This is a genomic window from Pedobacter sp. AW31-3R, assembly GCF_052180285.1.
In the GTDB taxonomy this organism is placed as follows: Bacteria; Bacteroidota; Bacteroidia; order Sphingobacteriales; family Sphingobacteriaceae; genus Pedobacter.
This window is the reverse complement of sequence record NZ_CP197475.1, coordinates 3,057,977-3,071,150: the sequence shown is the minus strand read 5'-3', so window position 1 is coordinate 3,071,150 and position 13,174 is coordinate 3,057,977. Positions and strand designations below refer to the sequence as shown.

Genomic DNA, 13,174 nt, shown 5'->3' with positions numbered 1-13,174 from the left:
CTGATAAGTTTTTCAATGACTTCTGGAATTGAAAATATTTAAAAACATAAATTGAAGACAATTATGCAAATATTATCCTTATATAATTAACACAAATTAGCCATTTATTATCAATTAGCAATTGGATTATACAAAAACAAAAGACACAAAAAGTATTTCAACCCAAAACTCGCAAAAAAAAGAACAAAATTTACACATCAAGACAAGATTCACTGGCAATTACCCCAATAAAAAAAACCACTTCAGATCAGATTTTTTATATCCAAGCCGGAAGTGGTTATCCTATGAAGTCTTAAAATGCTATTATTTAATCAAGAAACCCTCCTTTAAAATACCTTTTTTAACCAATTGAGGTTGAATAATATCATCATGGCTAACCAACAGCTGAATACCTTTATCGGGCAAAGTATTCAGCCAATCCAATTGAAACTGTATTTTAACAGGATCTTCACCGATCCGTTTTACCTGATCCTTCGGTTTCTGCTTCTTCTTTTCGATACCAGCATAAGACCAGCTCACATCCCCGGTAAAAATATACTCCTTGCCATTTTCAAACTGCGCATACACCATGATTTCTCCGGGAGTATGCCCTGGTGCCTTAATTAGCACAATGCCCGGGGCAACAGGAAGAATATCGTTGAAATCGACCGCTATAAAATCCTTCAGCTGCGATGAATCCATGGCAAGCTCCGGCATTTGTGGTTTATTCAATAAAGTATGGAGCTGCTGGAAGGTCAGGATAGTTTTTGGAGCAATATCCTTATAGTGAGCTGTCCTTAATACCCCTGCAATATGATCGCCATGTTCATGTGTAATCAGGATTTTTGCAGCCTGCTGTAAGGCCAGCTGGACAGTATCATTTCTTGAGCTGAAATAAGGCTGCTTTTTACCATTTCCAAAGAACTTATGTACTGCCTCATCCATTCCGGCATCAATCATTACCGAAGAATGGGGAAAGATCAACTGGTAGGCAGTTCTGGCCTGTATATATGGATCCTGATTCCCGCCTTCCACAGTGGCACTAAAAGTCCTGGGGCTTTCAGCAAATTTGATATAACGTACTTCTATGGCTTTCTCACCGCTTACAGATGTTGCTGCCGTTCTTATTTTCTGCAGTAAGGCATCATTATAGGCTATTTGCTGTGCTTGTGAAAGGGAACTGATCAGTAATACTCCGGCTAATATAAAAGGTTTCAACATCTTCATTTACAATTTACTTTTATCAATAGCTATTATTTTTCTTTCTGCCACACTTTTACGGGCAGCATCCATCACCAGCATTGTTTTATAACCATCCCAGCCTGTAACAGGAGATGGTGCATCGTGGCGCATGGTCTGGTATACCGCTTCAAAATAATTGTAATAATTTCCATCCTCCGTAGGAATGGTTTCAACAACCTTCTTACCCTCATTGAAACAGGTCAAAACTCCGAGTTCTTTCTCTTCTTCAACACTCCATGGTTTGGAATCAGGCTGCTCCCCTTTCAGCAAACGTTCTTCCTGAATATCTGAACGGGATTTCAGGAAAGTGCCCTTCAATCCATGAATAATATATGCAGGCTGATTTGCTACTGAAATATCTGTAGCCCTGATTTTTACGCGTTTATCCGCATAGATTAAGGTCACCTCGAAATAATCTTCCACAGGCGAATTCGGCCTGAATGCTGCAAAATCGGCAAAAACAGCATCAGGCAGCCCAAATAATTTTACGGCCTGGTCTGTCACATGTGAACCACGGTTATTGAACTCCCCGCCACTCTCCGGTTGTTCGGTATGGACATCACCACGGCTTTCCGGAATATAGAGGTCGTATGAGATATTGGCTTCTACAATTTTCCCCAATCGCCCACTTGCAATCACCTGCTCTACCGTTAAAAAGTCACTATCAAAACGGCGATTCTGGTAAACAAATAAATGCAAGCCCTTCTCTTTCGCCAAGGAATACAAGGCCAATGCCTGCGCAGCGTTATTGGTAAACGTCTTCTCCACAATGGCATGTTTTCCAGCTTCCAACACTTTCCTCGCTAAATCATAATGCGTACCAATGGGTGTATTCACCACAACCAGCTCCACGCGCTCATCCATCAATAATTCATCTACCGAATCATAAGATTTAACATACCCGTATTCCTTCTGAATCTTCTTTGTTTTACGTTCTACAGCTCCAATCAGTTGAAATCCTTCGTGTAAGTGTAAAAATGGGGCAAAAAAAACAGACCCTGAAAATCCGTATCCAATAATAGCTGTGTTTATCTTGTCTGTCATATACTTATATTTGTTTTTTGATTGTAATACATAGAAAACTATAAAGGCTGCCGCTGCTGAACAGCAGTAATTTGCTTCCGGAATGTATCTCCAGAGCCGCTAATAACACAAAGTTGGAAAAAAAACGTGGGCCTATCTTGTATAGTTATCACAAATACTTGTAATATTAGGGCATGAAAAAATCGCAATTTCATCCCTTAGTCATTGAAACCTACGAAACCACTACCTATCCTTTGCCTAAACACAGCCATACCTACTATGAATTGATCTATATTTTTAAAGGGAATGGTTGTCACTACCTCAATCAAATTGCTATCCCTTATAAGTCAGGCGACCTCTTTCTGATTTCGCCGGACGACGAACATATTTTCGACATCCAGAAATCCACAAAGTTTTGTTTCATCAAATTCAACGACAGCTACTTCTCAACTAACAAGCAGCTCTCGCCAGACCTTCTGGTTAATACCTCCCCCACCGAGATCATGAAAAACCATGCATTGAAGGAAATAAAACTGATATTTTCAGATACGCATAAAAAGATATTACGCAATACCGTGGAAAACATTAACGATTACAACAACACGTATGACGTATCCAATTCACCCATTGTATTTTTTCAGATCCTCACCATATTCGGCATCATCAAGGAAGCATCGGCAAAGCTGAATGTACGCCTGGATGATGGTATCCCTGTTAAAGAAGATTTACTGTCCTATATCCACCAATACATCTATGAACCGGAAAAAATTCGGATTCAGCATATAGCCCGTCATTTCAATATTGCACACAATTACTTTAGCTCCTATTTTAAAAGGAACTTTGAAGTCAGCTACAGGGCTTACCTCAACGACTATAAATTGAAACTGATAGAGAAACGTATTCAATCGGGACAAATGACCATGAAACAAATCAGTTATGAGTTTGGCTTTACGGATGAAAGTCACCTGACCAATTATTTTAAGAAGAACAGGAAAGTCAGTCCCTCAGATTTCAAAATGCAGGCAGCAGAGTAAAATAGGCTGATCAAAGTCATCTTATCGCTGCAGACTGATCACTTTACAAAAAAAACAATCCTTTTTCACTTCTTGAACTAGTTCAATGCACAGCGTTTCCAGGCCCTGTACATTTGAACTATCAAAACAACAAGAACATGAAAAATCAAATTTTAGGTATCCACCACATCACAGCAATAGCAGGAAATGCAAAACGTAATTTCGACTTTTACACCAAAGTATTGGGTCTGAGATTCATTAAAAAAACGGTAAACTTCGACGATCCGCATACTTACCATTTTTACTTTGGCGATGAAAAAGGAAGTGCCGGAACCATCCTTACTTTCTTTCCATGGGGGGATGAAATTCAGCAGGGACGTAGAGGTGCCGGAATGGCAACTGAAATTGGCTATAGTGTTCCTGAAGGTAGTCTTGATTTCTGGATAGAACGTTTCGAAAAATATAATGTCACCTATAATAAACCGGCTGTAAAATTCGGGGAGAAATACCTTACTTTCCTTGATCCTGACGGTTTGAAACTGGAGCTTACCGAAGTTAAAAATGATTCACGTCAACCATGGGAAACTACGGAACTGAACGCAGCAACGGCCACCCGCGGATTCCACCATGTCACACTGACACTGAACCATATTGAAGCTACTGCCTTTATCCTGACAGAAGTATTTGGCTATAGGTTATTATCAAAAGAAGCCAATCGGTCTAGATACATCACTGATGCGGTGAATGAAGCTGCCATTATAGACCTGGTGGAAATCGAAAGCGAAAAAAGGGGCTTTGGTGCCAATGGTACAGTACACCATGTGGCTTTCAGGGTAGAAAACGACGAAGCGCTGATGGAATATCGCGATAAAATTGTAAAACTGGGCTTAAGTATCACCCCTCAGATTGACAGGAATTACTTCCATTCATTATACTTCAGGGAACCAGGGGGAGTATTGTTTGAAATCGCAACAGAAAACCCAGGCTTTACAGTAGATGAACCACTGGAAGAATTAGGCCAAAACCTTAAACTGCCAGCTCAGTATGAAAGTCAGAGAGAAGAAATAGTAAAACGATTAGTTCAATTAGATTAATACATCAACACATGGATTTTCAAGCATTAAAATATATTTATAAACCTGCTGAAGATAAAGCAGCCTATACACTCCTCCTGTTACATGGTACAGGAGGAAATGAAGAAGACCTCATCCCGCTTGCAGCCTATTTCGGGAACAACATAAATATCCTTTCCGTAAGGGGAAACGTATCTGAACATGGCATGCCGAGATTCTTTAAAAGATTGGGGATGGGCATTTTTGATGAAGCAGACCTGAAGTTTCGTACGGAAGAACTGCTCCATTTCCTGAATGAAGCAGCGGTTAAAGAAGGATTTGACCCGCATAAAATAATTGCCCTAGGATATTCCAACGGCGCAAACATTGCGGGATCAGTTTTGGTAAACCATCCTGGGTACTTAAGTGGCGCGGTGCTTTTAAGGCCTATGCAACCTTATAAGGTGCTGCCCGAGATCAAAAATGGCAATGCTGTTCCTGTATTTCTGAGTTCAGGAAAATCAGATCCTACAGTTTCCGTTTCGGAAACCACGTTCTTTAATGAGGCCTTGAATGCTGGTGGGTATCAGTCGACTTTACATTTGGCCAATGCCAGTCATGGACTCGTTGAAGAAGATCTGAAAATCGCGGCCGATTGGTTTGCAAAAAACTTCAGCTAGGCTGTCTACAGCTGGCCAGGTAAGTATAGATACGATGAACTACCTCAAAATACCTCTTCGTCATTGAAGGGGTATTTTACTGATCTTTTATCATCCGTTTATTTATCTTTTATCATCCGCTTCCGTAATTTACTTAAGAATTCCGGGGACATCCCCAAATATGAAGCAATATAGTGCTGCGGAACACGCTGAGGGATTGTAGGATAGTGCTCGAGAAAATCAATATATTTATCCTGGGCTGTTTTTGACAAGCTAAAATATAACCTGTTCTGTAAAACGTTAAGGTATCTTTCTACCAGGATACGGTAAAAGCGTTCGAATTGAGGAACCTGTTTCAACAGTTCTTCCTTAGTTTGCGGTGTTAAATATACCAGTTCACAATCTTCCAGTGCCTCAATGTATATATTTCCAGGTTGCTGGGAAGAAAAACTGGGTATATCACTAATCCACATTTGCTCAATAGCAAACTGAATAATCACTTCCTGTCCATTCTCATCAATGTAGTATTTCCGTAAACAGCCCTTATTCACGAAACCCTCGAAATTGCAGACCTCCCCTGCACGTAACATGTAGCTCTTTTTAGCTACTGTTTTGGATTTGAGCAGTTGATTAAAAACCAGGAGTTCATTTTCAGTAAGGGTTATTTTATCTAAAATACTTTTATTGATCTGGGCGTACAAGTCCATTTATTCAGTTTTATGCGTAAACGCCAAAGCTAAATAAAATCTGACAAATAAAAGTCAGCATGACAATTCCTGCTTAGCAAATCTGTTATAGATTGTTCTACTATAAGATCTTAAGAGGATGAATTAACCTGGCTCCCCCATTTCAATTGGGTATTTTATTCTATGTTATCGTGATGCTGATGCTGTACATGTAAGATATATTTACACTTTTTGTAAATTAATTGTGAAAAGTAATTTATTTTTCTACCTTTGCACCTCCTTAAACAAGGGAAATGATTCCGTAGCTCAGCTGGTAGAGCATTACACTTTTAATGTAGTGGTCCTGGGTTCGAATCCCAGCGGGATCACGAAATGCCTCAATGTAAATTGGGGCATTTTGCATTAAAGAATATTTGTACTTGATCTCAGAATTGTGAGACATATTTACTAAGAATGATCGAAATCATCAATACTCATATTAAATGTTGCTCTAAATCGTCTTTCCAAATTATAAAACCTTTAAGTTCATCAGTATAATCATGTAAAACACGGCGAAAGTTTATTGGGGCGGATTCTAAATATGATGCCCTTCCCTCATTGCGTATTTTATAGAGGTCTTTATCTACCTCAAGAAGCGCACTTTTAAGAGCTGTAATGTCTTTTAGAGAATGCCATATATAAGTCGCCTCATCAGTATCCAGAGTCTCCATGACAATATGGTATTGCTCAATTCCCCCGATGAGAAAAACAAATGAGAATGGATTAAGGACAAATCGTATCTTTAATATCTTACTTTCATGTAATTCAGAGAGATACTTGAGGTGAGTTTTGTGTCGATAATTGCCCTTCGATAATACATCCTTGAGTAATTCTTCCCCTGATTCATATAACGTGTGATTAGCGTCACTGGTATTAAGCTGTGAAATTTCACCAACTTTTCCCAAAAAAGTGGATTTTTTTAAAAAATTCTTTTCAGCGAAACGGAAACGTACGCTATCTACAACCTCCCTATTCAACTTTTTCAAATCTTCTGATGTGGCAGTTTTTCCTACAATAATTCCATTCTCTATAACAATACAGATGTCTGCATTTAATACTTTAGTTTTTAGGAATTTCTCAAAGTATGATTTTAACACTTCAAACTCTGGTCGCATATTAAGATTTTCTATATTAAACGATACTTCGCCATCAATTTCCTTAATATATTCCCGGTAAGAAATACTACCGTACAGAAAATCTAGTGATTCAATAGGCACCTTAATAGTCCTCTCTATAATTTGATCGCTTAGAATACTTTTTAGATTATTTACCGGTTGTACTGGATGATTATCGTCGATTACATCATCAAATAAGGTTCTGTGCCTTATCAATTTTTTGTAGTAAACATTACGTTTAAGAAACATTGCATTGAGATAATCTATTTTAATATCTCTATAATCATAAATAATTGGGTTCATTTCCGAACGTTGTACACGCCCAATATATTGAATGAGCTTTCCTTCAAAAGAAAATGGATAAACTAAAAACAAACATTGAACATTCTGGAGGTCAGAGCCTTCTCCAAAATATTGTCCAGTAGTGATAAGTATCTGATAGTTGCCATCCTTCAATATTTTCCATTTAGTGTTGCGGCTAGCTTCAGAATCCTCACCGCTTAACGTGACAGTTTCATAAGACTGTTTTAAATATTGTTGCAGGGTCTCAATATGCTCTTTTCTTTCGGTAAGTATAACAATTCGTTTTCCCTTACCAAGCTGAAATGCTATATCTTTAAAAATCAGTTTGTTTCTGTCAGAATCAGGAATAAGTATATTAGATAACGTTTCAAATCGATCAGTTTTAGCATTGTACTGCACATCGAAACTTGTGTTTCTTATAATAATTTCGGGATATACTGATGTCCCCAAATCACTCGCTTCCAGATTGGAAATAATTTCTCCAAGATGTATAAAAATTAGCCTGTCGTCACTGTTTTTTCGAAAGGGCGTAGCAGTAAGGCCATATAAGTAATAAGAATGAAACAGTGAAATTGCATTTTTAAAGGTTTCAGCAGCAATATGGTGGCATTCGTCAACTATAATAGTTCCAAAGCTTTTTACCAACTGATTTGCTTCAGGTTTATGTAGTTCTTTGCCAAGGCTCTGTATCATGGCAATAGTGATCTGCTTTCCTATTTTGGTTTTCCCTTCGCCAATTTTTCCAATATCGTGTTTGGGTATTCCAAGAAATGCTTCAATTCTTTCTGCCCATTGATCAGCCAATTGCTTGCGATGAACTACGATTAACGCGGGTTGTTGTTTATCTGCAATTATTTTAAGACCAACTACAGTTTTACCTGATCCTGGTGGGGCAACTATAACGCCAATACCTTTTTGAGATGCAGCTAATACTGCTGGCAATTGATATTCCCTGAGTGAGGCATTGAATGAAAATATCACAGGAGGTAATAATTTGCGATTATCATTTAGTTGGTATTCTATATTCTGCTTTCTGCAATAAAGTACTAATTTTTTGATAAACCCCTTTGGAATAACAAGGCATCCATCTACCTCCTCGATAAATTTGAAATATCGCTTCGTACCAAAAGTTGACCTTCCGCTATTCTTTTTAATTATGAAATCCGCATTAAAGAAATTGAGCTCATCTTTTAAAAAGGTAATTAATGCAGGACTCATTTCACTGCTTTCGATTTCTATTGTGTTTGATAAGGATATCGTTAGCTTTCCTGACCCTATGGGATCTGATTTTTTATAATTAACTATCGAAAAGAATATATGATCCAGTTCCACAGTAGAAATTCGTTGAATATGGTTTAGAAAATGCCACTGGTCTTTATATGGTAGTCCACTGTTGATATCGATGAAACAACTATTGCCAGATTCCATTGATGTTTTATGAAGGGGCAAGGCTATAAGGTTTCCAAACCCCTTTCCAGAAAGTTTATCCTGATTTGGAAACAATCGGTCGAAGCTGGAATTTTTATCAAAGACTGATACCAACCCAGATCTCTCAAGTAACGCCAACACAATACTTCTACTTCTAGAGGCTGGGTAAGGTTTGTCAAAGAAAATCCAGACATGTCCGCCATTCCCAGAACGGGAACGCTCTAAATACACCGGTATTTTATAGCTAGAACATATTTTAATAAAACTCTTGCAATCTTCCAGCCAGCTGCTCTTATCAAAATCTGCCGCTATCAGCCAGGAAGTGTTATCAGTTAAAAGTGGAAATAATCCAACTAGTTGCCTACCTTCAAGGTGTCTTTGAATCTGTTCCTGAGTTAATTCGAGATAGATTGGAGATGTGGAATTTATTGAACTCGTATTTTTTTTGTAAACCCTGTTAAGATATGGGTCAAATACTTTAGCAGGCATATACCCACTTTTATTTCCTTTTGCCCAGTGAACTGCATAAATATCATCCCTGCCTCGGAATAAAGATTTATATAACAAAATATTATTCAAAGATGAATTATCCAATATATGCTTATATATTAATCACTTTTAATTAGTATTTTTTTACACCCTAAGAAATTGGATTACAAGACCTTAAACCCTTTACCCGTTCAAAGTCACTTAAATTACGAGTATAAATTTCCAAATCATTAACTACCGCTGTCGCAGCAATCAGGCTATCACCTAACTTTAGATTATATTTTTTTCGTATATTAATAGCTTCATCAAATATGTTCCGATTTGGAAGAATTATAGGCACGTAGTCAAAAATGTCCTTAAAGTATTTATCCTCATCTTTTTTTAACCCATGATAACCAAGTACCTCAACTCTGGAAATTTCAGAGATTGTACATGATTCACTGATGATTAGCTCTCTTAGATATTCAAATTCATTTGAATAGGAATAAATAATTATATTACTGTCGAGAAGAAAAGCCATGTTTATATTATGGGAAGGTGACGATCTTCACGCTGATCTTTTTCCCATCTGCTTGCATCTCCGAAAGAAGATGTTCCTTTAGCTTTGAAATTTAAAATTCTGTTCTTAATTTCATCCTTAGTGGTGTCCTGCAAATCGGAATCTTTCCTTTCAATCACTACATTTAACTTTTTAGCTAGTGTAATGATCTTAGCTAGGCTCTCTTGGTTATTTGATTTTAAGATGAGTTCCATAGTAATATGTTGTTTGTGACATTTACAAAATTACTAAAAATAAAGTTTTATCCGATAATATGGAAACAAAAATCGTGCTTGAAATATCTTAAAATTTGCACTTATAGTCCTTGAATACAAAGTATTAATTAAACAAGAATAATTTGATTCTTATATTTACACTATAGCAATTGCAGCTAAAACGTATCGAAAAAAATGATGAGCGATTAGGTGAGTCAAAATCTAAAACCGCATAAAATACTATTTAAATGCTGATTTTATCACCAGGTGCAAATCCCAGCGGGATCACAAGAAACAACATCAAAGACAAATAAAATACTGCAATCATTTGATTTGCAGTATTTTCTATTTTACTGGATATGCCAAATTATAAATTAAACCCCATATAAAATGGAATCAAGACCAAAAGTTGCGGGGAACATGTTAAAGTAGGTATAAATCCGTATTTACCTCTATAAGAATAATTTGATCTTTCTCATCCACCGGAATTGACTTCTAATCGCTTTGAGTTTTAGCATTAATTTTCTATAGAAATAGCATCAAAGCAGCTTGAGAATTGATCACCATTTTTTACTCTTCCACATTCATCTTGCTCAAAAATATCAATAATACTCCAGTACCGGGAAGCAAATACGAAGTCTCCAAAAAAGCAGATTGATTTTTAAATCGGGAACCAGCGTACATTTTGCGTACTTATCAAAATTTCCAATAAGCGCAACAAAATACCCATTATTAATTATTCAATATCACACTATGATCATAATTTAAATAAAATGAACACAGATTTTAAGTAATTGTATTCGGTATCTGTTCGGCACGTCCTCGGTCAGAGAGCGACTCAGGTGTATGTTATTTCCGTGAAAAGTCCGTGTAAAAATAACTAGTGTTTTTTACCCCCTCAAAAGTCGCAGTCAACTCGCAGCTGACACGCAGGTTGCCCGAGGACGTATCGAACAATTCTAAAACCGTTACCAAGTTCTAAATATACCCAATCATAAACTATTGCTAGTTTTGAACGAAATGAAAATACTTCATATAAGAACCTCTGAGCGAATTAATAATCCACCGAATGAGGTAACATAAACACTTGCATTTAAGCGTACAGCAAAGCTTTAAATAGCCTAAAAACGTAAAACTATCAATCCATATACAGAGTTCAGACACAATAGGCGACATATGTCACCGGATTAAGGTGATTTCTGAAAAATTCAAATCTGTTTACCCTCCATATTTCCATGGTCAGGAATCGAGAAAATTTCAGTCTGATTTGTATTTTTTTATACAGCTGTCCTATGTTGATTTACCATTAACCAATAGTTAAAACATAGATATCATATCTTCACCATCAAAATTTGTATATCTTCCTCTTTCTGGGCGGACTTTGATTCAGTTTATTTGAGACAGGATCATTAAGTATAAAACACAACAGGTCTTCATCTCGTGATCACATCGGGAAAACTCAACACATTAAACATGAACATCTTGCCTCTGCCCTCAACTTTTGATCTTGATCCATACAATGCGCCTCATTAGGGGCGTCATTCTTTAAAATACCAGACTCCCCTAGTTCGTGTCAAAACATTGATTATCAAAAACTTATGTATGAAAAACTTGCGAGCCAAAGTGTTGGAATGCAAAAGCCGGAAAGGTAATTGGTACGATGCTAAAGACTTAGTCAAAACTGTAGCTTAAATTCCGGATATCTAATTATTATAGGTGTTTTTCAATATTAAACTAATCGCATTCTTTATTCTGCCCATCCCCTCTTGCGTATTAAGATCTATTTCACAAAAAAGTGTGTCAGTTGATTTCGCATGTAGTACCAAATAATAGATTCCGGCCACTAGTAAGGCTGATACTGCTCTAAAATCAATCGACTTTCCATCAAGTTCCTTATCAGAAAGTGCAAAAAAGAATTTGCTGAGCAACTCCCTCTCCTCACAGATTTCTGTCATGATCCTGGTACTTTCGCTGATCTGCCAAAGGATTGTTTTTTGCATTTCCTCATTGCTGAAAAAATAATCAATTTGGTTTTGCAACAGACAATCCAGTATTTCCCTAGTATTTTCACCTTGGTTACTTTTAATCATCCTTTGTTTTTAATCACAGTTCCAACGGCTTCGATGAGTCTTTTTGTCGAGCGTTCCTTGTCATTTGAGGGACCTTGGCATCTTTTTTTAATCATTGTCTCACTTCATTAGTAAAAGACTACGCCAATGGCGTGCATTCACCTATCCCGTAATGCGGGGACAAGCCCAGCATCACTTACAGATTTTCTGAATGAGACATTCGTGGCTGATTAGGATCCCGTTGCATCGCTTGGCCTATCGCCTTCGGATGCAACGGGAGTAATTATTAGGGAAATCAACGGGCCATCATAGCTCATTAAAATCCAACCTTCTCACCTTGCCAGCCAGTACTGCGTAGAAACTGCTCCCAGTTCATGCTGTCACCATTCACCTGTCGGCTCCATTGCAAGTCCCGATCTTTTTTAAAATAACCAAATTCAACTGCGTATTCTGCCATTCCTAGAATCTCACTGACCAAAAGTTCATTAGCGCTAAATTCTGGGAAATGATGAAGCATTTGCGCCCGTGTAAACGCAGAACTATACACAGCTTTCTTTCCTGTAACCCGGACAAAAGTATCAATCATTTCCTGGGGAGAGATGATATCTCCAATCACTGGTAAGGACTTACCGGCATAAAGCTCGGGATGTGAAAAAATTTCCAGTACAGCGGGTCCCGTAGCCGTAAGGGGATCTACAAATGGCGCAGGGAAGTCCTTTGGTAAATAAATAGGGAATACCAGTGTGTCATCCTCTATCCCAGGAGGATAAAATTCCATGAGATTGGTATAGAAAAAAGCCATGTAGATAAATGAGCTTGTGATGGGAAGTGTACGTATATATTCTTCAATTTTGGCTTTGTCTGTGAAATGAGGAGCAAATTTCTTCCCCTTAGTAATTTTATCTACATTTTCAAGGCTGCTAAAGATAACATGCAGCACCCCTGCTTCAATTGCTGCATCAGCCAGCTCTATACCCAATTCCATCTCATGGGTTTGCGGAGGAACGATACCTGGTGTCATCATGAAGACACCATACGATCCCCGGAATGCTTTCACGAAATCCTTTTTATATCCAGGATGAAGTGGTATGCTAATCAGTTCAGCTCCCTGTTCGGTCAAACTCTGCGCCTCCGGTGAATCAATTCGCCGGGTTATCCCGCGCACGCGATAACGCCCACTTTTCAATAGCGTAAGGGCTGCACTTAATCCTTGTTTCCCAAGAACACCAACAATGGTGATCAAGGGTTTCTCATTTTGTTTCACAGCGTCATTTCCAGTTAAGTCTAATTCCATATGTATTCTATTTTGAACTATAAAAATTAT

General features: G+C 37.7%; 11 protein-coding genes and 1 tRNA gene. 4 read left to right on the top strand and 8 right to left on the bottom strand.

What is annotated here, in order from left to right; all coding sequences use genetic code 11:
* Positions 1-303: 303 nt before the first annotated feature.
* Positions 304-1,206, bottom strand: a complete 903-nt coding sequence (locus ACSBL2_RS12475) for an MBL fold metallo-hydrolase (protein WP_442592030.1) — start codon at positions 1,204-1,206, stop codon at positions 304-306.
* On the bottom strand, positions 1,207-2,265 hold the full coding sequence (locus ACSBL2_RS12470; protein WP_442592029.1) for a Gfo/Idh/MocA family oxidoreductase: 1,059 nt from the start codon (positions 2,263-2,265) through the stop codon (positions 1,207-1,209). It abuts the gene before it with no gap.
* Between the two features lie 173 nt (positions 2,266-2,438).
* Between ACSBL2_RS12470 and ACSBL2_RS12465 the strand changes: the two genes are divergently transcribed.
* The 3 genes from ACSBL2_RS12465 (at position 2,439) to ACSBL2_RS12455 (ending at position 4,989) form a co-directional block, all read left to right on the top strand.
* On the top strand, positions 2,439-3,278 hold the full coding sequence (locus ACSBL2_RS12465; protein ID WP_442592028.1) for an AraC family transcriptional regulator: 840 nt from the start codon (positions 2,439-2,441) through the stop codon (positions 3,276-3,278).
* A gap of 137 nt (positions 3,279-3,415) precedes the next feature.
* Entirely contained in the window at positions 3,416-4,351 is a 936-nt protein-coding gene (locus ACSBL2_RS12460) for a ring-cleaving dioxygenase (protein WP_442592027.1), read from the top strand.
* A gap of 11 nt (positions 4,352-4,362) precedes the next feature.
* Positions 4,363-4,989: an alpha/beta hydrolase gene (locus ACSBL2_RS12455; RefSeq protein WP_442592026.1), complete on the top strand. Its 627-nt coding sequence runs from the start codon at positions 4,363-4,365 to the stop codon at positions 4,987-4,989.
* Between the two features lie 98 nt (positions 4,990-5,087).
* Here the strand turns inward: ACSBL2_RS12455 and ACSBL2_RS12450 are convergent, their stop codons facing one another.
* Positions 5,088-5,675 (bottom strand): Crp/Fnr family transcriptional regulator, encoded by a 588-nt coding sequence (locus ACSBL2_RS12450; RefSeq protein ID WP_442592025.1) that lies wholly within the window; start codon positions 5,673-5,675, stop codon positions 5,088-5,090.
* Between the two features lie 274 nt (positions 5,676-5,949).
* Here ACSBL2_RS12450 and ACSBL2_RS12445 point away from each other — a divergent pair.
* Positions 5,950-6,022, top strand: a tRNA-Lys gene (locus ACSBL2_RS12445).
* A gap of 105 nt (positions 6,023-6,127) precedes the next feature.
* Here ACSBL2_RS12445 and ACSBL2_RS12440 read toward each other — a convergent pair.
* The 5 genes from ACSBL2_RS12440 to ACSBL2_RS12420 all read right to left on the bottom strand — a co-directional run bounded on the left by ACSBL2_RS12440 (position 6,128) and on the right by ACSBL2_RS12420 (position 13,144).
* The gene (locus ACSBL2_RS12440; RefSeq protein WP_442592024.1) at positions 6,128-9,133 is read right to left on the bottom strand and encodes a TOTE conflict system archaeo-eukaryotic primase domain-containing protein; all 3,006 of its coding nucleotides are present in this window, start codon (positions 9,131-9,133) and stop codon (positions 6,128-6,130) included.
* Positions 9,134-9,179: 46 nt separating this feature from the next.
* Positions 9,180-9,548: a type II toxin-antitoxin system VapC family toxin gene (locus ACSBL2_RS12435; protein WP_442592023.1), complete on the bottom strand. Its 369-nt coding sequence runs from the start codon at positions 9,546-9,548 to the stop codon at positions 9,180-9,182.
* Positions 9,549-9,550: 2 nt separating this feature from the next.
* Positions 9,551-9,781: a hypothetical protein gene (locus ACSBL2_RS12430; protein WP_442592022.1), complete on the bottom strand. Its 231-nt coding sequence runs from the start codon at positions 9,779-9,781 to the stop codon at positions 9,551-9,553.
* A gap of 1,703 nt (positions 9,782-11,484) precedes the next feature.
* On the bottom strand, positions 11,485-11,871 hold the full coding sequence (locus tag ACSBL2_RS12425; protein WP_442592021.1) for a hypothetical protein: 387 nt from the start codon (positions 11,869-11,871) through the stop codon (positions 11,485-11,487).
* A 295-nt stretch (positions 11,872-12,166) separates the two neighbouring features.
* The gene (locus ACSBL2_RS12420; RefSeq protein WP_442592020.1) at positions 12,167-13,144 is read right to left on the bottom strand and encodes an NmrA/HSCARG family protein; all 978 of its coding nucleotides are present in this window, start codon (positions 13,142-13,144) and stop codon (positions 12,167-12,169) included.
* Between the last annotated feature and the right edge of the window lie 30 nt (positions 13,145-13,174).

Coding starts and splice junctions, on each gene's coding strand:
- ACSBL2_RS12465 (WP_442592028.1), top strand. CDS start 2,439: ATGAAAAAATCGCAATTTCATCCCTTAGTCATTGAAACCTACGAAACC.
- ACSBL2_RS12420 (WP_442592020.1), bottom strand. CDS start 13,144: ATGGAATTAGACTTAACTGGAAATGACGCTGTGAAACAAAATGAGAAA.
- ACSBL2_RS12435 (WP_442592023.1), bottom strand. CDS start 9,548: ATGGCTTTTCTTCTCGACAGTAATATAATTATTTATTCCTATTCAAAT.
- ACSBL2_RS12460 (WP_442592027.1), top strand. CDS start 3,416: ATGAAAAATCAAATTTTAGGTATCCACCACATCACAGCAATAGCAGGA.
- ACSBL2_RS12430 (WP_442592022.1), bottom strand. CDS start 9,781: ATGGAACTCATCTTAAAATCAAATAACCAAGAGAGCCTAGCTAAGATC.
- ACSBL2_RS12425 (WP_442592021.1), bottom strand. CDS start 11,871: ATGATTAAAAGTAACCAAGGTGAAAATACTAGGGAAATACTGGATTGT.
- ACSBL2_RS12475 (WP_442592030.1), bottom strand. CDS start 1,206: ATGAAGATGTTGAAACCTTTTATATTAGCCGGAGTATTACTGATCAGT.
- ACSBL2_RS12450 (WP_442592025.1), bottom strand. CDS start 5,675: ATGGACTTGTACGCCCAGATCAATAAAAGTATTTTAGATAAAATAACC.
- ACSBL2_RS12470 (WP_442592029.1), bottom strand. CDS start 2,265: ATGACAGACAAGATAAACACAGCTATTATTGGATACGGATTTTCAGGG.
- ACSBL2_RS12455 (WP_442592026.1), top strand. CDS start 4,363: ATGGATTTTCAAGCATTAAAATATATTTATAAACCTGCTGAAGATAAA.